Origin of the sequence: Citrobacter pasteurii (genome assembly GCF_019047765.1) — a bacterium.
In the GTDB taxonomy this organism is placed as follows: domain Bacteria; phylum Pseudomonadota; class Gammaproteobacteria; order Enterobacterales; family Enterobacteriaceae; genus Citrobacter; species Citrobacter pasteurii.
The window spans coordinates 2,022,354-2,041,456 of record NZ_CP077262.1 but is presented as its reverse complement, the minus strand read 5'-3'; the positions used below and the strand labels follow the sequence as shown (position 1 = coordinate 2,041,456).

The window sequence follows — 19,103 nt, the reverse complement described above, 5'->3', positions numbered from 1 at the left end:
TTTTTTATGCTTTTTATACTGTTATTTCTTCACGCGACCCGGGAATTTCATTTCGCTGTAACGAACGAAACGGGTTCCTTTGGTCAGCTTATAGCCAAACCAGATGATCAGGAACAGCGGGATACCAATGTAGGTTGCCATTACGCCGCCCCAGTCAATGGTATCTTTCAGGAACGCTTCGTAGTTTTGCCCCAGGGTGATTATCAAGCACAGGACAAAGGCAAAGATCGGCCCCAGAGGGAAGAAGCCTGAACGATACGGCAGATCCTTAATATCATGGCCCTGCAACACGTAACCACGGCGGAAACGATAGTGGCTAATTGCAATTCCCAGCCAGGCGATAAAGCCCGTCATCCCGGAGGTGTTCAACAGCCACAGGTACACAGTCTGGTTACCAAACATGGATGTCAGGAAGCACAGACCTGCCACGACAGTCGTCGCATACAGCGCGTTACGCGGTACGCCGCCACGAGACAATTTAGAGAAGATACGCGGCGCTTTACCGTCACATGCCAGGGTGTAGAGCATACGTGTTGATGCATACATCCCGGAGTTACCCGCCGACAGCACCGCCGTCAGGATAACGGCGTTCATCACCGCCGCCGCAGACAGCAGACCCGCGTGCTGGAATACCAGCGTGAACGGGCTGACGCTGATGTCTTTTACATCATTGCGCAGCAGGCTCGGATCGGTATACGGGATAATCAGGCTGATAATCAAAATCGCGAACACATAGAACAGCAGGATTCGCCAGAATACCTGGCGCACCGCGCGTGGAATGTTCTTCTCTGGATCTTCAGATTCGCCCGCGGCGATACCAATCAACTCGGTCCCCTGGAAGGAGAAGCCGACGATCATCGCCACACCAATCATGGCGGCAAAACCGCCAGCAAAGGGTGCATCACCTGTAGTCCAGTTACTCCAACCCACCGGTTGAGCACCTTTGAAGATACCGATAATCATCATTACGCCAACCACGATGAAGATAATCACAGTGGTGACTTTGATCAGTGAGAACCAATACTCCGCTTCGCCAAATCCACGTACCGAGATGTAGTTCAGCAGGAAGATAACGCCAAGGAACAGCGCACTCCAGATCCAACCAGGCGTATCCGGGAACCACCAGCTCATTACCAATTGTGCGGCCACCAGGTCCACGGCGATAGTCACCGCCCAGTTGTACCAGTAGTTCCAGCCGAGCGCGAAGCCAAAGCCTTCTTCTACATAGTTCTGACCGTAGGTAGAGAACGAACCGGAAACCGGCATGTAGGCAGCCAGCTCACCAAGACTGGTCATCAGGAAGTACACCATCAGGCCAATCAGAATATAGGAAAACAGCGCGCCGCCAGGACCCGCCGCAGAAATGGTTGCACCAGATGCAACGAAAAGACCCGTACCGATGGAACCACCAATAGCGATCATCGTCAGGTGACGCGCCTTCAGTTCACGGCGTAGCGTGGGCGCTTCTGTGGTTTTAGTTTCGGAAACCATGTGAAAATGCTATCCATCCAAAAAATGAGGCGCGATTGTAGCAGACGAAATGGCATTCTTCCGGCACAAATGCGCTGTTATAAGAGACCTTCATGACTGGCCGCGGATTATAAGTAAAGCAGAAAATGGGCAACGTATGACGATTGCCCTCAGTTGACGATGGGGTGTTCATTGCAGGTGCGACGCACCAGCGTCTTATTCAACCTGCTCTACCTGGTCGCTATAACGTAAAAAACGTAGCAGCGAGTTTGAAAGATGTTTTTGCCGATGATGGACGCGCCAAAGCGTGCGAACCAGACGTGGCAACGGCACCGGAACTTCGCTTAACGTTCCTGCCTGCAGTTGTTCTGCAATAACCCGACGCGACAAGCAACTGATCCCGAGACCATGGCGGACAGCATGTTTAATAGCCTCAGAGTTACCCAACTCCATTGCCATCTGAAATCTCGGTAGATGAGACAACAACAGGTAATCCACCAGCTCGCGAGTACCGGACCCACGTTCGCGCAGGATCCAGGGCGAAGCCGCAAGCTGCTCCAGCGTCACGGAGCCAGTGGTTAGCGGCGATGACGGCGCAGCAAATACCACCAGTTCATCTTCCAGCCACGGTTCAGAGATGATCTCCGTACTGTGACAGGGTCCTTCAATCAGCCCGATGTCGACCCGAAAATCCAGCACGGCATTGATAACATCCTGGCTGTTGCCCACGCTGAGTTCCAGCGGCAAATCGGGAAAATCCCGCCGGTAACCGGCAATCATGGCAGGTAAAATATAGTTGCCGATGGTGCTACTGGCATAGACGCGAATCGCGCCATTATCTTCACGAAAAAGCTGTTCGATTTCTGTCGTTTGCTCAAGCAAGGCCAACGCACGCGGATAGAGTAAGCGCCCGTGCTCATTGACGACCAGCCGCTTGCCGACGCGGTCAAACAATTGCACGCCAAGTTGCCCCTCTAAATCGGTAAGCGCAGCACTCACCGCTGACTGCGACAATGACAACATGACAGATGCCTGAGTCGTCGAGCCGCTTTTCAGTACCTCAGCAAACACTTCAAGTTGTCGCAGGGTGATATGCATAGTCGTTTTCCACCGGGTAGCCCGTGCTTACCACTTATAAAGATTAATTATAAATATATAATCAATTTTATTTTTAAGCCACTTCACCTTACAATTTTTGCCAAGAAATCATTCAAATTGTTCAGGAGGGGTTATGACTGAACTCGCCCTACAGAATCATCGTCGTACAGTGTGGCATTTTATTCCGGGGCTTGCCCTGAGCGCAGTTATCACCGGGGCCGCCTTATGGGGAGGTTCCATTCCCGCCGTCGCAGGTGCCGGGTTCAGCGCGCTCACCTTAGCCATCTTATTCGGGATGGTTATCGGCAACACCGTGTATCCACAAATCTGGAAAAGCTGTGACGGTGGTGTGCTGTTTGCTAAACAACATCTATTGCGTCTGGGGATTATCCTCTATGGTTTCCGCCTCACCTTCGCCCAAATAGCCGACGTTGGTGTCAGCGGTATCGTCATTGATGTCCTGACGCTCAGCAGCACCTTTATGCTGGCCTGCTTCCTCGGACAGAAAGTATTTGGTCTGGACCGCCACACCAGTTGGCTGATTGGCGCGGGGAGCAGCATTTGTGGTGCCGCCGCGGTATTAGCCACCGAGCCGGTGGTGAAAGCAGAAGCCAGTAAGGTCACGGTCGCCGTTGCTACCGTGGTTATCTTCGGAACCATTGCTATCTTCCTGTACCCGGCAATGTACCCGCTACTGGCGCACTGGTTTAGCCCGGAAACCTACGGGATTTATATTGGCTCCACGATGCATGAAGTCGCACAGGTTGTTGCTGCCGGGCATGCAATCACCCCGGAAGCTGAAAACGCAGCCGTCATTGCGAAAATGCTGCGCGTCATGATGCTGGCTCCGTTCCTCATCATCCTGGCAGCACGTGTTAAACAACTGTCTCCGGCGACCAGTGGAGAGAAAAGTAAAATCACTATTCCGTGGTTTGCCATCCTGTTTATTGTGGTCGCGATTTTTAACTCGTTCCACCTGCTGCCGCAGTCAGTGGTGAACATGCTGGTTACGCTGGACACCGTGCTGCTGGCAATGGCGATGGCCGCACTGGGGTTAACCACTCACGTGAGTGCGCTGAAAAAAGCCGGTGCAAAACCTCTGCTGATGGCACTGGTGCTGTTTGTCTGGCTGATTGTGGGCGGTGGCGCGATTAACGTTGCCATCCACGCGCTGATGGCATAAACGAGCACGACTCACCTCCATTAACCCGCTATACTTCCTCCTTTTGCATTTGAGTATGGCGGGTTTAATTTATGAAATATATTGGAGCGCACGTAAGCGCCGCTGGCGGTCTGGCTAACGCCGCTATTCGAGCCGCAGAAATCGAAGCGACCGCATTCGCCCTGTTCACCAAGAATCAGCGTCAGTGGCGTGCCGCGCCGCTGACCACCGAAATCATTGATGATTTCAAATCCGCCTGCGAGAAGTATCACTATACTTCCGCGCAAATCCTGCCTCACGACAGCTATCTGATAAACCTCGGTCATCCGGTCAGCGATGCGCTGGAAAAATCACGTGATGCATTTATCGATGAAATGCAGCGCTGCGAACAGCTTGGCTTATCCCTGCTGAACTTTCACCCGGGCAGCCATTTGATGCAGATCCCGGAAGATGAATGTCTGGCGCGCATTGCCGAATCGATCAATATCGCCCTCGCCCAGACCCAGGGCGTTACGGCGGTAATTGAAAATACCGCCGGACAGGGCAGCAACCTTGGCTTTAAGTTTGAGCACCTGGCCGCCATTATCGACGGCGTAGAAGATAAATCCCGTGTCGGCGTCTGTATTGATACCTGCCACGCCTTCGCGGCCGGTTACGATTTGCGTTCCGTTGAGGAATGCGAAAAGACGTTTGCGGAATTTGAACGTATTGTCGGTTTCAAATATCTGCGCGGTATGCACCTGAACGACGCCAAGAGCACGTTTGGCAGCCGCGTTGACCGTCACCACAGCTTAGGTGAAGGCAATATTGGCCACGACGCATTCCGATGGATTATGCAGGACAATCGTTTTGACGGCATTCCGCTGGTGCTGGAAACCATTAATCCAGATATCTGGGCAGAAGAGATTGCCTGGCTGAAAGCCCAGCAAACAGAAAAAGCGGTGGCCTAATCATGAACGACAGGGAAAAGCAGATCCTTAAGATCCTGCGCCGCAATCCGTTGATTCAGCAGAATGAAATCGCCGATATTTTGCAGATCAGCCGTTCACGCGTCGCTGCGCATATTATGGATTTAATGCGTAAAGGCATGATCAAAGGTAAAGGTTATATCCTTACCGAACAGGATTATTGCGTGGTTGTCGGAGCTATCAACATGGATATCCGGGGTGTTGCAGACATCCATTATCCTCAGGCCGCCTCGAACCCTGGCAGCATTCATTGCTCAGCAGGCGGTGTAGGGCGTAACATCGCCCACAACCTGGCGCTGCTGGGTCGCGACGTACATTTAATCTCCGCTGTTGGCAGCGATTTCTATGGCGAAACGCTGCTGGAACAGACCCGTCAGGCTGGTGTTAACGTTTCCAGTTGCATTCGTCTGCATGGACATAACACCTCCACCTATTTGTCGATCGCGAATCAGCAGGAAGAGACCGTACTGGCGATTAATGATACCCACATTCTGCAACAGCTAACGCCGCAGTTGCTGAACGGTTCACGGGATCTTATCCGCCATTCCGGCGTCGTGCTGGCGGATTGCAATCTGACAGCTGAAGCCATCGAGTGGGTATTTACTATTGCTGATGACATTCCGGTATTTATTGATACCGTTTCAGAGTTCAAAGCGGCAAAAATGAAGACCTGGTTTACACGTATTCATACGCTAAAACCCACGCAGAAAGAGCTGGGCATTTTATGGGGTAAGCCTGTCCAGTCGGATGCGGATCGCGTGCAGGCCGTCAACGACCTCCATCAGCAGGGAGTAAAACGCATCTTTGTGTGTCTGGAAGACGAATCCGTTTTTTGCAGCGAAAAGGACGGAGAGCAATTTTTACTGACATCGCCGAAGCATACGGTGATAGACAGTTTCGGCGCCGATGACGCATTTATGGCGGGATTGTTATACAGCTTTCTGGAAGGCAGTGAGTTCCGCGAAAGCGCGCAGTTTGCAATGGCCTGTGCAGCATTATCACGCGCCAGCGTCAGTATTAACAACCCAACGCTCTCCGCTGATAACGCACTGTATTTACTGCAAACAGCTTGAATGTCTGCCGGATAGCGCTACGCTTATCCGGCCTACACACTTTATTTTATGCCAGTCCGATAAAGAAACCGGCTATTGTAGCACTCATCAGGTTTGACAGCGTTGCCGCAGCCAGTGCTCTCATCCCAAGCTGTGCGATTTCCGGCGCACGCTGTGGCGCAATGGCAGAAAACGCACCGACGACAACACCAATCGAACCAAAGTTTGCAAAACCACACAGCGCAAACGAAATAATCGCAATAGTCTTCACATCCAACGTCCCACCCGTTTGCAGGTACGGAGAGAAATTGAGATAAGCGACAAACTCATTAATCGCCAGCTTCTGCCCGATCAGGCTACCTGCCAGCGTCGCATCGCTCCAGTCCACGCCCATAATCCACGCCAGCGGAGCCAGAATGTAGCCAAAAATGCCTTCCAGGGTCGCGTGACCGAAGCCAAACCAACCGCCAACGCCACCAATAATGCCGTTAATCAGCGCGATAATGGCGACAAATGCCATGACTACTGTCGCCACACCAGCGGCGATCTTCAGCCCGGTCATCGCCCCACTGGCCGCCGCTTCGATGATGCTTTTCGGTGGCGTTTCAGTAAATGACAGGTTTTCAAAGGTGACGCGAGATTCTTCCGTTGCCGGACTCAGCATACGCGCGAACAAAATACCGCCAGGAATTGCCATCAACGATGCCGCCAGCAAATAGTCGATCGGGACGCCCATTCCGGCGTAACCAATCATCATAGAGCCAGCAATCGAGGCCATTCCGCTACAAATAGCGGTAAACAGCTCATTGCGATTCAGGCGGTCAATAAACGGTTTCACGATTGCCGGGATCTCGTTTTGCCCGAGGAAAATCGTGGTTACTGCGACAAATGACTCGATCTTACTGATGTTCAACGCTTTCTGGAAAATACCGCCGAGGATGCGGATCAACAACCCCATCACGCCAATGTAGTAGAGCAGACTGATGAGTGCGGTCACAAAAATGATGGCCGGGAGCACCCGGAAGGCGAAGATAAACCCGGCCCCGTCAAACAGCACATCCATTTTTGGCCCAACGAGGGAGCCAAAGATAAATGCGCTACCCGCGTCACTATATGACATCACCTTGTGGACGCCGAGCGCGGCCTGTTCAACCAGCCATTTCCCCGGCGGGAAATACAACATGATACCGCCAATGGCGATTTGCAAAACCAACGCTGCGCCAACGGTACGCAGGCTAATCCGTTTTTTATTTACTGACAGCAGAAACGCGATGGCCAGCAATACCACCATACCCACAACACTTCTCATTATATCCATAATGAAATCCCTTCATGCCAGGAAACCCGGCGCTAACGCCAGGTTTTGGTAGGTTTGATATTCACGGGCGACCGCTTTCTGCCCGGAAAATTTGGTCAGGCGAGGCGTTGGTATTCCTTCGCAATCTCGCAAGCCAGTACGGCGTTGTTGAACACCAGTTGAATGTTAGATTTCAGACTGTCGCCTCCGGTCAGTTCCGCAACCCGTGCCAGAAGGAACGGCGTGCTATCTTTGCCCACAACGCCCTGCTCTTCAGCTTCCTTCACTGCCCGATCGATTGCCGCGTTAATTTTTTCCTCTGCCATGGCAAACTGTTCAGGGATGGGATTTGCGACAACCAGGCCGCCGTTCAGGCCGGTTTGCCATTTCACCGCCATCGCGCGGGCAATCTCTTTAGCGCTGTCCAGACGAATACTGACGTCAAACGGACTGGTACGACAGAAAAATGCTGGCAGCGATGTTGTCTGATAACCAATGAGCGGCACACCGAAGGTTTCTAAATATTCGGTTGTTAATCCGAGATCGAGAATAGATTTTGCCCCTGCGCAAATAACCGTGACATTGGTATGTGCCAGTTCTTGTAGATCCGCAGAAATATCAAATGTATGCTCAGCCCCACGGTGAACTCCGCCGATACCCCCGGTTGCAAATACTTTAATTCCCGCCATAGCGGCAATAATCATGGTAGAGGCAACGGTAGTCGCGCCATTTTTCCCGGCGGCTACAACAAATGGTAAATCTCGGCGGCTAACTTTAGCCACGTTATGCCCTTCACGTCCTAAAAGTTCAATTTCATCTTTACTTAAACCTACTTTCATTATTCCGCCGATAATGGCAATAGTCGCAGGCACAGCACCATGTTTGCGAATAGTTTCTTCTACTTCAATCGCTGTCTGCGCATTTTGTGGAAATGGCATGCCATGGGAAATAATGGTTGACTCAAGTGCAACAATGGGTTTTTTACTGTTTAATGCTTCCTGAACTTCTGGAGATATTTGTAATAATTCAGAGGAAAGAGTTAATTCAGACATTCTGTGTTCTCCACTATTGAGCTAACATTCGCAACAGACAAATCAGGGTTATTGGTATATTCACAGGCCAGTGCCATAGATGAGCACCCCTGCGCAAATCGAACCGAATCAATAAAGGGCAGACCGTCGACCCAGCAGGAAGCCAGTCCCGCCATCATGGCATCACCAGCCCCCGTGACATTAATGACGTGAGTTTTAATGGGCAGCGACCAACCGCTACTCCCCGAGATATCACTGTAATAAACGCCGTCGCCGCCCATGCTGAGCACCAGCCGGTTTAGGCCGCGCTCATGAAACCACGTGGCAACTTTGCCAACATCTTCTCGCCCGGAAAGTGCAATCCCACTCAGGGTTTCAGCTTCAAGTCGATTAGGCTTTAAGGTGTGGATTTTGCCGAGCTGCTCGCGAATTTTAACGCACTTCCATGCCGATACCGGGTCAACAAACACCGGTACCTCACCCGCGTTTTCCAACACCCATGTCAGCGCGTCTTCACTGATATTACAGTCAGCGACAATGACTTTTGCTGCACGAATAAAATCACGATGTTGCGACAAAAAAGCCGCTGAAATGTGGTCAGTAATACTCATATCATTAATGGCAACCAGCATCTCACCGGTATTATCAAGCAGCGACAAATAACTTGATGTATTTTCTCCAGCAACAATCAGGCATTTTTCGACATGAACACCAGATTGATTAGTTTGCGCCAGCAGTGATTGTCCATAGAAATCGTTACCAACGGCAGTCAGTAACCATGAATCTTTCCCCAGCAGCGCCAAATTATGAGCGATATTGCGTCCCACGCCGCCTGGCGTAAATTTTATTTTCCCCGGATTCGAGTCCGCATAATTTAGAGAAGCATGCGAATACCCGGCCACATCCATATTGGCCGAGCCAATGGTTACTATGTATTCCTTTTCACGCATAGCACGTCCCCTGGCAATATAATTACCACTAATGAGTTCGTCAAAAATAACCTTTACCACAGCAAAGATTATTAGAGCACATGTTCACTATCAAACATATGTTCATGTTAGCCAGGTTTTTTGTAAAGTAAATCCATCAGCAAGATCTAAAGCAAATAGATATGAACAGAGTCACAATTTTTTATAGATACAGTTTGCAAGGAAGAGAAAAAATGAGAGGCAGAACACAAATTGAGCAAACTAAAAAAATAACCTCCGAATAACCGGAGACTTTACAGATGCGCCAGGCAGACTGGCGTGTATTAACTGAGCGAAACCAGATCCTCCGGCATGTGGTTGTACAAAATCCGCCAGAAGTGCTCAGCCGTTTTATTCAAGCGGGTATCCATCCGGTAAATATAGGCCTGAATAGGCACCATCAGTTCCGGCGTCTGCAGACAAACCAGCCGCTTGTCACGCAGTTCGTTTACGATAGTCCACACCGGCAGCCAGGCGATACCATGCCCATCTAGTGCCATATTTTTCAATAACTCACTCATCGAAGACATAAACAGTGTACGAGCAGAAATACCGCCCACTTCCGCCAGATGACGGTTTACCAATCTTCCCATGTAGGATGTACTGGTATAGTTCAGAATCGGCACCTGCGGCTGATAGATATCAAATAACGCCTCCCCCTGCGCGTCAGCTGCACAGACGGGATACAGCTCAGACTCAAAAACCTTCAAACCGCAGAATGGCGACTGCATTAAGTCTTCATCCCGAAAAGAGATAATAAAATCACTTTTCCCCTCGCGCAGAGTATTCACCGCCTGAACAACATCGATAGCTTCGACGTGCCAGACAAATTCTTCACCCCAGGCTGCCATTGAGTGCACTAATCTGGGCAACATCGTCAGCGACAGAGAATGTGCCGCCGCTATTTTGATATTGGGTATCCCAAGCAGGTTGTGCCCACTTAGCTCATCCAGATTGCATTCCAGCTGTTGCAGCAGACTACGGGTTTGCGAATGGAATAGCTTGCCCTCCTCCGTGAGTTGCAGTGGACTCGTCGTGCGATCAAAAAGCTGTACCCCCACGGCGGATTCGAGCGCTTTGATCCGCCGGCTAAATGCCGGTTGGGAGATGTTACGTTCCTCAGCCGCCTGGGAAAAATGACGGCACGCTTCCAGCGTCAGAAAGTCATATAACCATTTTGTCTCAATATTTTTCATGCGTATCACACGGATGTTTAAATATGCCAATTAACCTGTAGCATCATGCCTGAATATTTCCTCATATGATAATCCTCATCAACACCTGGTGATTCGTTTTTTGCATAAAGCCTTCCTTTTAAACATTAACAGGATCCTCTGCCCACTGGTTACGATCGCTTACCCACGCCGGATTGTCGGGTCTCTGGCTAAATACAGGACTACCGGGATTGTAGAAGAAACCACAATCATGCAGTTTTTGCATTGAACCCAACATTATTGCATTTCTCCTCGCGTCTCACTGCTGTTAAACATGATCAGCAGACACAATCCAGATCTGAATATCAATTATCGGTAAGTCGAGGTATATATCGTGAAAGGTTTAATTGGCGTACTGGGTGGTATGGGACCAGCTGCAACCGTCGATCTCTTTAATAAATTCGTCACATTTACCGCAGTACAACGTGACCAGGAACATATCCCATTAATTATATCCTCTATTCCTGACATTCCTGACCGAACCGACGCGTTAATGCATCATGGAAATTCCCCACTCCCGGCAATGCGCGATTATATGCATAAACTCGAAGATGCTGGCGCGGAGTGTATTGTGATCCCCTGTAATACCGCCCATTTTTGGTTTAAAGAATTAAAAGAGTGCTGTCACACAGAGCTGCTCAGCATTGTTGAAACAACCATCAGCGAGGTCAGGAACTGCGGAAAATCGCGTATCGGTTTACTTGCCACCAACGCCACGTTGTACATGGGTCTCTATCAAAAGGGCATAGAATCTCTTGGTTTAACCTGTGTCAGCCCTGACCCGGCCGGTCAGGAAAAGGTGATGGAAAGTATCTATTGCTTAAAAGCCGGTGATGTTAAGCGGGCGCAAACGCTGATGAATGAACAGGCAGAAGCACTCTTCTCACGCGGTGCACAGGTCATCGTGTTGGGATGCACTGAAGTTCCCGTCATTCTTGCTGAGGCAGTCAAAATGTCACCCGAAAAATATATTGATTCAACCGGTTCGTTGGTTCGCGCCGGTATTAAATGGTACGAGAAACGCGTTGGTAAAAATCATCTTTTAGCACAGCAAAAATGAAATTCAGGTTAATTATCGCATCAAGCAAATCCCCATATTAATAACGAATCACTCTCAGGTGGAGGCCATTATGATTTGGCTGGAAATTATCGTAGTGTTGGGCGCAATATTTTTTGGTATCCGCCTCGGCGGTATTGGTATTGGTTTATGTGGCGGGCTGGGGCTGGCTATTTTAACGCTGGGATTTGGGTTGCAAATTGGTTCGCCGCCCGTTGACGTGATTCTCATTATTATGACGGTGGTCGTGGCTGCCTCAGCACTACAGGCCGCAGGTGGTATGGATTATCTGGTACGCGTTGCCGGGAATTTTATGCGGCGTAACCCTAAATATATCAATATCATTGCGCCCATTATTACCTGGGCGATGACCATTATGGCGGGGACCGGATTTATTGTTTTTTCTACCCTACCGGTCATTGCCGAGGTAGCAAAAGAGTCCGGTATCCGCCCCTCACGCACGCTAGCAGGATCCGTCGTCGCCTCGCAGGTGGCAATATCCGGCTCGCCGATCAGCGCTGCGATGGCCGCAATGTTGACCATCATGGAAGGAAACGGCGTCAGCTTTATCCAGGTCATGGCGGTATGCCTGCCCGCCTCATTCGTTGCCGCAATGGTGGCCGCATTAATCGCTTCACGCCAGGGATGCGAGCTACAGGATGATGAAGTGTATCTGCAACGCCTGCAAAAAGGTCTGGTGCGTAAATATGAAAGCCAGAGTAGTACGACGCCAGGTGCTGTGCTTTCCGTTGCCTTGTTTATGCTGGCAACGGTCGTCATCGTCATCCTTGCCGCCTGCCCTCAGCTACGTCCGGGATTCGACGTCGGTAGTCCGATGAATACGCGGGATATTATTATTATCTGCATGTTATCTGCCGCTTGCCTGATGGTGGTGTTATGCAAAACATCAACAGATGCGATTGTTCTGACATCCACTTTTCGGGCAGGGATGAGTTCGTTGGCGGTGATTCTGGGGATTGTTACGTTGGGCACAACCTTCATTGACGCCCATTTAACAGGGATAAAGGATATCGCGGGTGACATTCTACGGGCTTATCCGATGCTGTTGGCACTGGTGCTGTTTGGGACCTGCGCACTGCTCTATTCGCAGGGAGCCACCACGCCGCTGATTATCCCGCTTGCCGTCGCGCTTGGTGTACCCACCTGGGCCATTCTGGCGTCCTATGTGGCGGTGACGGGGGTGTTTGTTCTACCCACATACCCCACTTCACTGGCGGCAATGGAGTTCGACACTACCGGGACAACGCGCGTGGGCAAGTATGTATTAAACCATCCGTTTATGTTGCCAGGACTTGGTGGGATCATCGCTGGCGTTGCCTTTGGTTTTATCATCGCGCCAATGATTGCCTGAACCGTTTTTCACATCTCCAGGCGGCGGTTAATGGATAAAAAAAGGGGCAGAGAAATCTCTGCCCCCGATGTCAGCATTAAATCATGCCGCTTTTGCCACAACATCTGCTTCCGGGCGCTTCAGCACCGCATAGGAGAGACCGGCTACCAGCGTGCCAGCAACAATCGCCAGCAGGTAACCAAGTACAGGGGTAATGGCGCCAGGGATCAACAGTACAAACAGTCCGCCGTGTGGCGCCATCAACTTCGCACCCACAGCCATTGAGATTGCTCCCGTCACCGCGCCACCGACGATACAGCATGGCAGAACACGCATCGGATCGCGTGCCGCGAACGGAATTGCACCTTCGGTGATAAAGCATAAACCCAGAACCAGCGCCGCTTTGCCACCTTCTTGTTGTGCTTTGTCGAACTTGCGACGCGCAACCAGCGTTGCCAGACCCAGCGCCAACGGTGGCACCATACCTGCCGCCATAATGGCTGCCATCGGTGCATAAGTTTGCGTACTCAGCAGACCCACCCCGAAAGCGTAGGCCGCTTTGTTCACTGGACCGCCCATGTCGGTACACATCATGCCGCCAAGAATAGCGCCAAGCAGAACCGCATTCGCCGTCCCCATGGTTTGCAGCCAGTGAGTCAGGCCTTCCAGAATACCCGCAACCGGTTTACCAATCAGGTAAATCATTGCCAGACCAACGACCAGGCTCGAAAGGAGCGGAATAATCAGAATCGGTTTCAGCGCTTCCATACTCTGTGGGAGTTTCAGCTTCGTGCTGATGAGCTTCGCCACATAACCGGCAAGGAAACCGGCGATAATCCCACCGATAAAGCCAGAACCGGTACTCACTGCCAGCATACCGCCGATAAGACCCGGCGTCAGACCCGGACGGTCAGCGATAGAAAACGCGATATAACCTGCCAGAACGGGCACCATCAGAGCAAAGGCTGAGCCCCCACCAATCTGCATCAGTGCTGCCGCCAGCGTACCCTGCTCTTTGAATGCTTCAATACCAAAGGCGAATGACAGCGCAATACACAGACCACCCGCCACCACCATCGGCAGCATGTAAGACACACCGGTCAACAGGTGACGATACGCGCCCGCACCCTCTTTTTTTCCTTCTGTAGCAGCAGTCTGATTCTTCCCGGCAGGCTGATACGGGGTCGCTTCATCCAGCGCTTTATCCAGTTCCTGCTTCGTTTTCTTCAGCGCCAGACCCGTAGACGTGCGATACATCGGTTTTCCAGCAAATTTCGCCAGATCAACCTCAATATCAGCCGCCACAATCACCAGATCAGCCTCGGCAACCTCTTCCGGCGTAATGGCATTACCTGCTCCTACTGAGCCACGGGTTTCCACTTTCACCCACCAGCCGCGTTTTTTCGCTTCGGTTTCAATAGCTTCAGCAGCCATAAACGTATGTGCGACGCCTGTCGGACAGGCTGTCACTGCCACCACACGTTTTGGACCATTGCTTGCTGCTGGCGTTGCCACAACCGGCGCACTATATGGCTGCGCATGACCTTTTGCTTCACTGAGAAAAAGCTCGGGATGCGCAACCGCACGACCGATGTCACCCAGCCAGACCTTTTTGCCGTTCAGCGAACTGTCGACAGGCAGCGTATCGCCCAGGACAATCGCCAGTTCTGCATCATTTGGATTGTCGATGATCTCCAGATGCGCTTTCTGTGCCGCCGCTCCAAGCAGGGTTTTCGCCATATAGGCGCGAGCCTGGCCGAGATTAGCGTCAATAATCAGCAGCGTTTTCATTATGCCTCTCCTGCTGTCAGTTAAACGGTTTTAAGTCGACACGCGCCATCATTGCGGCCAACTGAGGACGATCGGTAATACCCACATTGCTTTGGCTTACCGCCAGGGCGGCAACTGCCGTCGCCAGACGCAGGGTATGTTCGCTGGATTCACGCATCAGCAAGCCATAAATCAGACCGCCAACCATCGAATCCCCCGCACCTACAGTGCTGACCACCTCAACTGACGGTGGCTTAGCAATCCATTCACCCGAAGCGTTGACCCACAACGCGCCTTCCGCACCGAGTGAAATCACCACGTGCGCAATGCCTTGCTCACGCAGAGCATGTGCCGCATCAATAACATCTTTCATTTCTGGCAGCTTACGGCCAGCCCAGATTTCCAGTTCACGACGGTTTGGTTTCACCAGCCACGGAGCTGCCTTCAGGCCAGCGACCAGCGCTTCACGACTACTATCAAAGATAATGCATGGGCACTGACTGCGCAGGCGCGTCATCCAGTCAGTGAATGCTTCAGGGCTCACGCCGGTCGGCAAGCTGCCGCTGACACACACCATATCGAACTGACCCAGCCAGCTCAGTGAGTCATTCACAAAGCGTTCCCAGTCAGCCGGTGTGACTTCAAAACCAGAAAAATTGAAGTCAGAAACTTCACCATCTTTTTCAGTCAGCTTGACGTTAATTCGGGTACGCCCCTGCACCACCTGAAAACGGTTAGCGATGCCCAGCTCACTGAACAACTGCTGAAAACCATCCTGGTTGTCCTTACCCAGAAAGCCGCCAACCGTCACGTCAATCCCCAGGTCTTTAAGCACTTTTGCGACGTTAATCCCTTTTCCCGCCGCATGCAGACCGGTCGTTTTCACCAGATTGACTTCACCGCGTTCAATTTCCGGGCAAAAACCGACCAGATCGTAAGCCGGGTTCAGGGTGATAGTTGCAACACGTCTGCTCATTATGCGCCCTCCCCAAGACCTGCCGCGATGGCATCGCCAATGGCTTTCAGCGCCTGTTCAGCATCTTCACCCTGTGCGGTAAAGCGCAGGTGGTGTCCTTTTTTCACGCCCAATGCCACAACTTTCATCAAACTGCGTCCATTTGCCGGTTTTCCGGTTCCATCAAGATTTGTCACGGTTATTTCACTATTAAATTGTTTAATCGTATTCACCAGCATGGTGCCCGGACGGGCGTGTAAACCATGCTCATTACGCACTACAAACTCGGCACTCAGTACATCATCAGTTAATGCATCATCGCTGGTCAGCAGCGCCAACACCGTTGCAGCATCTGCCTTCAGCAAACGGTCAGCTTTATTGCTCAGCAACAGATCGCCAAGACGCTTCAGCACTGCAACGGGCTGGTCATCATTCATCGCGACAGTCACCAGCAGCGCAGCGGCTTCGCCCTGAACGTCAAATGCGCTTGCCGCACGACTGACCGCGACGGCGCTGCGCACATTGCCTTCAGCACAGTCATTCAGCCAGATCCCCTGACCGAGATTCATCGGCTGCTCATTGATTGCTCTGGCCACAAAGGTAGCGTCAACCGCACCGACTTCTTTCAGTCGTGCCGCGTTGAGTGCCTGCAGCGTCACCAGCGAGTTGGCCACGACATCCAGCGACAGCGTTTCGTTATCAAGCTTCAGCTGTTCGCTTTGCTTTTCGCCCATCAGCAATGCACGTAATTCTTCTGCCGTGGTGGCAGATTTCAGCTGTTCTGCAACCGAGTCATCACTCAATACATGGGTCAGCTGACGCAACAACCCAAGGTGCTCATCTGAGCTGGCTGCAATGCCGATTGCCACATACGCAACCTGACCTTCGCCCCACGTCACCCCCTGCGGAAACTGAAACACCTGCACCCCGGTTTTCAGCACCTGATCGCGTGTGTCTGTCGTACCGTGAGGAATGGCAATACCATTGCCGAGAAACGTCGATGTTTGTTGTTCGCGCGCCAGCATGCCATTGACATAGCCGTCCGCAACGTTGCCCGCTTGCACCAGGGCTGCAGCAACCTGGCGAATAGCCTCTTCTTTGTTCCCGGCCTGTTCGCCCGGGTGAATATCCTGAACAGATAACTGGAACATGATTCTCCTCTCCTGCTGAATTGAAACGATTCAGCTAACATGAGAAAAAAGGCGTCACCCGACTCCATTAGTTAAGGCAAGATGACGCTGAAACGTTTCAAGGAGTCTGGATCTTTCTGCTTCAGCACGCAAGTAAAGTTAACAATTAACTTGCTGAATTTAGATGTACCGCACATTTTCTCGGCGTTTCTTTGAAACAAGCTGACACAAAAACGTGTTCAGCTACTCAACTTCAGCATCGTCAGCATGTGGACTTCTCAGACTGAAATGACATTTTGATTTTCCATACCGATTTTGATTTAGTGCCCTGTTTATTTTCTGGCGAGCAGCGTAAACTCCGCCTCTCTTCACTCCACTGATAGCTAAACATGCATAACACCCCCGTAGCCGCCACACCCAAGGCGTTTGATTTAACGTCTTCGGCGTTCCTGCTTGTCGCTTTTCTCACGGGTATCGCCGGGGCATTACAGACACCCACGCTCAGCCTTTTTCTGACCGATGAGGTCCATGCTCGTCCGGGAATGGTGGGTTTCTTTTTTACCGGTAGCGCCGTCATCGGCATTTTGGTAAGCCAGTTTCTGGCCGGACGCTCTGACAAAAAAGGCGATCGTAAAAACCTGATCGTTTTTTGCTGTGTGCTGGGTATGCTGGCCTGCGTGTTGTTTGCCTGGAACCGTAACTATTTTATTTTGCTGTTTGTCGGCGTATTTCTCAGTAGCTTTGGCTCCACCGCCAACCCGCAAATGTTCGCGCTTGCTCGTGAACATGCCGATCGCACGGGCCGGGAAGCCGTCATGTTCAGCTCGATTTTACGTGCTCAGGTTTCACTGGCCTGGGTGATCGGCCCACCATTGGCCTACGCGCTGGCCATGGGGTTCAGCTTTACGGTGATGTATCTCAGCGCCGCGGTGGCATTTATTGTCTGCGGCGTGATGGTCTGGTTTTTCTTACCGTCAATGAACAAAAGCGTACCTCTCGCAACAGGGGCGGTTGAAGCTCCACGCCGTAATCGTCGTGATACGCTGCTGCTTTTTGCTATCTGCACATTAATGTGGGGCACCAACAGCCTCTATATCATTAATATGCCGCTGTTTATCATCAACGAACTGCATCTGCCTGAAAAACTCGCCGGTATCATGATGGGCACCGCAGCAGGACTGGAAATTCCAACCATGCTGATTGCGGGATATTTTGCCAAACGTCTGGGCAAACGTCTGTTGATGAGAATCGCCGCCATCGCCGGGTTCTTTTTTTATACAGGCATGCTGTTGGCACATTCACCGGCGGTTTTGCTCGGCTTACAGTTGCTGAACGCGATTTACATCGGCATCCTCGGCGGGATTGGCATGCTTTATTTTCAGGATTTAATGCCGGGACAGGCGGGATCGGCCACAACGTTGTACACCAATACCATCCGCGTCGGCTGGATTATTGCCGGCTCACTGGCGGGGATTGCCGCTGAAATCTGGAACTATCACGCGGTGTTCTGGTTTGCGCTGGTGATGATCGTCGCGACGGTTGTGTGCCTGGCGCGCATCAAGGACGTTTAAGGCGCGGTCAGCGCTTCAAGCTCGATGAGATAAATCATGGCCTGGTGCGTCGTCTGTCCGCACATTTCCGCACTGGGCTGTAAACCGCCGCACACTTTTGGTCGCAACGGAGACGCAAAAATTTTGCAACGCAGGGATTCATCCAGCTGAACGCATGGCGTATTAGCAGGTTTGCCATCAGGCATGCCCGGGATGGGACTGGAGATTGAAGGCGCGGTGCAGCATGCACCACAATCCGGACGGCATTCCATACAGTACTCTCTTTATCGTAAACCATCGGATTGTGCGGGAAGCGCACAGTACCACCTTTTTTGCACCAGCAAAAGTGTGAATTCCGCTTGCCTGAATGCCCCGGCGCGAGTAGTTTGACGCGATATTTTAGACACTCCTCACTACAGGATTTTTTCGATGCCAAGAGCGAACGAAATTAAAAAAGGTATGGTACTGAACTACAACGGCAAGCTGCTGATTGTAAAAGATATCGATATTCAATCACCGTCCGCACGTGGTGCAGCTACGCTGTACAAAATGCGTTTTTCTGATGTCCGTACCGGTCTGAAAGTTGAAGAGCGCTTCAAAGGCGACGATATCGTGGATACCGTCACTCTGAGCCGCCGCGGGGTTGATTTCTCCTACGTTGATGGCAACGAATATGTCTTTATGGATAAAGAAGACTATACCCCGTATACCTTCACCAAAGACCAGATTGAAGAAGAGCTGCTGTTCATCCCGGAAGGCGGGATGCCGGACATGCAGGTACTGACCTGGGACGGCCAACTGCTGGCGCTTGAACTGCCTCAGACCGTAGACCTGGAAATCGTTGAAACCTCACCGGGCATTAAAGGTGCTTCAGCGAGTGCGCGTAACAAACCAGCAACCCTGAGCACCGGTCTGGTGATCCAGGTTCCTGAGTATCTGAGTGCGGGTGAGAAAATCCGCATTCATATCGAAGAACGCCGCTATATGGGACGCGCAGACTAATACCGCTGCCACACATTGACGATCAGGG

At 51.5% G+C, this 19,103-nt stretch carries 17 protein-coding genes; 7 read left to right on the top strand and 10 right to left on the bottom strand.

Annotated elements, in window-relative coordinates:
* Window positions 1-21 precede the first annotated feature (21 nt).
* The gene (lysP, locus tag I6L54_RS09790) at window positions 22-1,491 is read right to left on the bottom strand and encodes a lysine-specific permease (protein WP_005129223.1); all 1,470 of its coding nucleotides are present in this window, start codon (window positions 1,489-1,491) and stop codon (window positions 22-24) included.
* A gap of 195 nt (window positions 1,492-1,686) precedes the next feature.
* The gene (gene yieE, locus I6L54_RS09785; RefSeq protein WP_040230613.1) at window positions 1,687-2,568 is read right to left on the bottom strand and encodes a DNA-binding transcriptional regulator YeiE; all 882 of its coding nucleotides are present in this window, start codon (window positions 2,566-2,568) and stop codon (window positions 1,687-1,689) included.
* Window positions 2,569-2,701: 133 nt separating this feature from the next.
* On the opposite strand from yieE, the gene I6L54_RS09780 reads away from it, so the two are divergent.
* The 3 genes from I6L54_RS09780 (at window position 2,702) to I6L54_RS09770 (ending at window position 5,771) form a co-directional block, all read left to right on the top strand.
* Window positions 2,702-3,751: a YeiH family protein gene (locus tag I6L54_RS09780; protein ID WP_005129225.1), complete on the top strand. Its 1,050-nt coding sequence runs from the start codon at window positions 2,702-2,704 to the stop codon at window positions 3,749-3,751.
* A gap of 71 nt (window positions 3,752-3,822) precedes the next feature.
* Entirely contained in the window at window positions 3,823-4,680 is an 858-nt protein-coding gene (gene nfo, locus I6L54_RS09775) for a deoxyribonuclease IV (RefSeq protein WP_005129226.1), read from the top strand.
* Window positions 4,681-4,682: 2 nt separating this feature from the next.
* Window positions 4,683-5,771 carry a sugar kinase gene (locus I6L54_RS09770; RefSeq protein WP_005129227.1) on the top strand — a complete coding sequence of 363 codons (1,089 nt, stop codon included), beginning with the start codon at window positions 4,683-4,685 and terminating at the stop codon, window positions 5,769-5,771.
* Window positions 5,772-5,817: 46 nt separating this feature from the next.
* Here the strand turns inward: I6L54_RS09770 and I6L54_RS09765 are convergent, their stop codons facing one another.
* The 4 genes from I6L54_RS09765 to hypT form a co-directional block, all read right to left on the bottom strand.
* Window positions 5,818-7,068 carry a NupC/NupG family nucleoside CNT transporter gene (locus I6L54_RS09765; protein WP_040230612.1) on the bottom strand — a complete coding sequence of 417 codons (1,251 nt, stop codon included), beginning with the start codon at window positions 7,066-7,068 and terminating at the stop codon, window positions 5,818-5,820.
* Between the two features lie 95 nt (window positions 7,069-7,163).
* Window positions 7,164-8,099: a pseudouridine-5'-phosphate glycosidase gene (locus I6L54_RS09760; RefSeq protein WP_040230611.1), complete on the bottom strand. Its 936-nt coding sequence runs from the start codon at window positions 8,097-8,099 to the stop codon at window positions 7,164-7,166.
* Entirely contained in the window at window positions 8,087-9,028 is a 942-nt protein-coding gene (locus I6L54_RS09755; RefSeq protein WP_005129241.1) for a pseudouridine kinase, read from the bottom strand. The genes I6L54_RS09760 and I6L54_RS09755 overlap by 13 nt, the downstream gene beginning before the upstream one ends.
* 302 nt (window positions 9,029-9,330) lie before the next feature.
* On the bottom strand, window positions 9,331-10,242 hold the full coding sequence (gene hypT, locus I6L54_RS09750) for a hypochlorite stress DNA-binding transcriptional regulator HypT (protein ID WP_040230610.1): 912 nt from the start codon (window positions 10,240-10,242) through the stop codon (window positions 9,331-9,333).
* A gap of 352 nt (window positions 10,243-10,594) precedes the next feature.
* Here hypT and cuyB point away from each other — a divergent pair, with 352 nt between their 5' ends.
* The gene (gene cuyB, locus I6L54_RS09745) at window positions 10,595-11,320 is read left to right on the top strand and encodes a cysteate racemase (RefSeq protein WP_005129244.1); all 726 of its coding nucleotides are present in this window, start codon (window positions 10,595-10,597) and stop codon (window positions 11,318-11,320) included.
* Window positions 11,321-11,390: 70 nt separating this feature from the next.
* Window positions 11,391-12,689 (top strand): anaerobic C4-dicarboxylate transporter, encoded by a 1,299-nt coding sequence (locus I6L54_RS09740; RefSeq protein ID WP_040230609.1) that lies wholly within the window; start codon window positions 11,391-11,393, stop codon window positions 12,687-12,689.
* Between the two features lie 81 nt (window positions 12,690-12,770).
* Here the strand turns inward: I6L54_RS09740 and fruA are convergent, their stop codons facing one another.
* Genes fruA through fruB form a run of 3 tightly spaced genes read right to left on the bottom strand, consistent with a single transcriptional unit; the run spans window position 12,771 to window position 16,544 of the window.
* The gene (gene fruA, locus I6L54_RS09735; protein ID WP_040230608.1) at window positions 12,771-14,459 is read right to left on the bottom strand and encodes a PTS fructose transporter subunit IIBC; all 1,689 of its coding nucleotides are present in this window, start codon (window positions 14,457-14,459) and stop codon (window positions 12,771-12,773) included.
* 16 nt (window positions 14,460-14,475) lie between these two features.
* Window positions 14,476-15,414: a 1-phosphofructokinase gene (gene fruK, locus I6L54_RS09730; protein ID WP_003027446.1), complete on the bottom strand. Its 939-nt coding sequence runs from the start codon at window positions 15,412-15,414 to the stop codon at window positions 14,476-14,478.
* Window positions 15,414-16,544: a fused PTS fructose transporter subunit IIA/HPr protein gene (gene fruB / locus I6L54_RS09725; protein ID WP_040230607.1), complete on the bottom strand. Its 1,131-nt coding sequence runs from the start codon at window positions 16,542-16,544 to the stop codon at window positions 15,414-15,416. The genes fruK and fruB overlap by 1 nt, the downstream gene beginning before the upstream one ends.
* Window positions 16,545-16,912: 368 nt before the next feature.
* On the opposite strand from fruB, the gene setB reads away from it, so the two are divergent.
* Window positions 16,913-18,094 (top strand): sugar efflux transporter SetB, encoded by a 1,182-nt coding sequence (setB, locus tag I6L54_RS09720; protein WP_040230606.1) that lies wholly within the window; start codon window positions 16,913-16,915, stop codon window positions 18,092-18,094.
* Here the strand turns inward: setB and I6L54_RS09715 are convergent.
* Complete coding sequence (locus I6L54_RS09715; protein WP_040230605.1) at window positions 18,091-18,345, bottom strand: YkgJ family cysteine cluster protein; 255 nt, start codon at window positions 18,343-18,345, stop codon at window positions 18,091-18,093. The genes setB and I6L54_RS09715 overlap by 4 nt on opposite strands.
* 157 nt (window positions 18,346-18,502) lie before the next feature.
* On the opposite strand from I6L54_RS09715, the gene yeiP reads away from it, so the two are divergent.
* Complete coding sequence (yeiP, locus tag I6L54_RS09710; RefSeq protein WP_005129255.1) at window positions 18,503-19,075, top strand: elongation factor P-like protein YeiP; 573 nt, start codon at window positions 18,503-18,505, stop codon at window positions 19,073-19,075.
* Window positions 19,076-19,103 lie beyond the last annotated feature (28 nt).

Bases quoted from the DNA above. Each gene is read 5' to 3' on its own strand.
- lysP (WP_005129223.1), bottom strand. From the start codon at position 1,491: ATGGTTTCCGAAACTAAAACCACAGAAGCGCCCACGCTACGCCGTGAA.
- yieE (WP_040230613.1), bottom strand. From the start codon at position 2,568: ATGCATATCACCCTGCGACAACTTGAAGTGTTTGCTGAGGTACTGAAA.
- I6L54_RS09780 (WP_005129225.1), top strand. From the start codon at position 2,702: ATGACTGAACTCGCCCTACAGAATCATCGTCGTACAGTGTGGCATTTT.
- nfo (WP_005129226.1), top strand. From the start codon at position 3,823: ATGAAATATATTGGAGCGCACGTAAGCGCCGCTGGCGGTCTGGCTAAC.
- I6L54_RS09770 (WP_005129227.1), top strand. From the start codon at position 4,683: ATGAACGACAGGGAAAAGCAGATCCTTAAGATCCTGCGCCGCAATCCG.
- I6L54_RS09765 (WP_040230612.1), bottom strand. From the start codon at position 7,068: ATGGATATAATGAGAAGTGTTGTGGGTATGGTGGTATTGCTGGCCATC.
- I6L54_RS09760 (WP_040230611.1), bottom strand. From the start codon at position 8,099: ATGTCTGAATTAACTCTTTCCTCTGAATTATTACAAATATCTCCAGAA.
- I6L54_RS09755 (WP_005129241.1), bottom strand. From the start codon at position 9,028: ATGCGTGAAAAGGAATACATAGTAACCATTGGCTCGGCCAATATGGAT.
- hypT (WP_040230610.1), bottom strand. From the start codon at position 10,242: ATGAAAAATATTGAGACAAAATGGTTATATGACTTTCTGACGCTGGAA.
- I6L54_RS09740 (WP_040230609.1), top strand. From the start codon at position 11,391: ATGATTTGGCTGGAAATTATCGTAGTGTTGGGCGCAATATTTTTTGGT.
- fruA (WP_040230608.1), bottom strand. From the start codon at position 14,459: ATGAAAACGCTGCTGATTATTGACGCTAATCTCGGCCAGGCTCGCGCC.
- fruK (WP_003027446.1), bottom strand. From the start codon at position 15,414: ATGAGCAGACGTGTTGCAACTATCACCCTGAACCCGGCTTACGATCTG.
- fruB (WP_040230607.1), bottom strand. From the start codon at position 16,544: ATGTTCCAGTTATCTGTTCAGGATATTCACCCGGGCGAACAGGCCGGG.
- setB (WP_040230606.1), top strand. From the start codon at position 16,913: ATGCATAACACCCCCGTAGCCGCCACACCCAAGGCGTTTGATTTAACG.
- I6L54_RS09715 (WP_040230605.1), bottom strand. From the start codon at position 18,345: ATGGAATGCCGTCCGGATTGTGGTGCATGCTGCACCGCGCCTTCAATC.
- yeiP (WP_005129255.1), top strand. From the start codon at position 18,503: ATGCCAAGAGCGAACGAAATTAAAAAAGGTATGGTACTGAACTACAAC.